The organism is Candidatus Glassbacteria bacterium (assembly GCA_019456185.1).
In the GTDB taxonomy this organism is placed as follows: Bacteria; Gemmatimonadota; Glassbacteria; order GWA2-58-10; family GWA2-58-10; genus JAJRTS01.
Genome location: VRUH01000174.1, coordinates 1 through 987, shown reverse-complemented (window position 1 = coordinate 987; position 987 = coordinate 1). Strand labels below are relative to the sequence as shown.

Sequence of the window (987 nt, the reverse complement as noted above, 5' to 3'; positions counted from 1 at the left end):
ATTTCAGGTTCCGTCGTCCCCGGGAATTCCCCGGAAGGCGTGAATTCCTACGCTTTCCCCGCCCGAATCGGGTTCGTTTCGTAATCCCGCTTCCGCTCTTCCGCCACCTCCCGCCCCGCCCTGCCCCCCGGGCCTCTGGGGTTTCGGGTAGCTGCCGTCCGGATTGCGGTCCAGGGCTTCCATTCCGCCCGGCACATAGCGGTCCGACTCGTGCTCGTACTGCGCCATTTCCGCCGCGTCGCGTTTCAGACGGCGATCCTGCAACCTATGAAACTCCTTCAGCATCCGCGTCAGGCTCCGTTCCAGGGCCACCTCGTAGCGCGACAGCCGCGCCAGGCTGCCCCCGTAGGTGGACTCGTCCTCATCCCATGCCGCCGCAAGGCCGCCTCCCTCTTCGGGATGGGTGCGCAGGGCGTCCATCATCTCCGCCTCGATGGCCGGGACGCGCGCCAGCCGCCACATCTGCGCCGCGATGCGGTTGGCCAGGGTGGTTTCCACGCCTCCCATGGGCCCCAGGTCCTCGTGAACCTCGATGCGGAATTCCAGGAACTGCTTGGGGTCCTCGTCCGCCAGCACCGCCCGCCGCGAGGTCAGTCCGTGCTTTACCGCATTCTGCGACGAGCGCTCCTTGCCTTCTTCCGTGCGGGGTCCGGTGGATTTCCTGGCGTTACGCCGGTTGGCCGCGATTTGTTTTTTGGTAGCCATATGTACACCTTGCTAGAGACAAAAAAAGAGGGACTCCAAAGAATCCCGGTTTCCATAACCCTATCATATAATTAATGAAATGTCCATGGAAAAGATCGGAAAGAAGGGAAATGGAAAAGCAAATACCACTGCAAAATCAAGCCACTGATAAAAACTGATGAACACTGATTTTGACTACAACAGCAAAGGAATCCGCAGATTGCGCAGATTACGCGGATTTGAACCGCGAACTGCAACGGCATGGGGAACCGCCGATGAACACAGATAAACGCGGATAACTGC

General features: G+C 59.5%; 1 protein-coding gene. It reads right to left on the bottom strand.

Going from position 1 to position 987, the window contains the following annotated elements; translation table 11 throughout:
* Positions 1 to 3 precede the first annotated feature (3 nt).
* Entirely contained in the window at positions 4 to 705 is a 702-nt protein-coding gene (locus tag FVQ81_18725; protein ID MBW7998565.1) for a hypothetical protein, read from the bottom strand.
* Positions 706 to 987: the final 282 nt, after the last annotated feature.

Excerpts from the sequence above, each read along its gene's own strand:
- FVQ81_18725 (MBW7998565.1), bottom strand. The coding sequence starts at position 705 with ATGGCTACCAAAAAACAAATCGCGGCCAACCGGCGTAACGCCAGGAAA.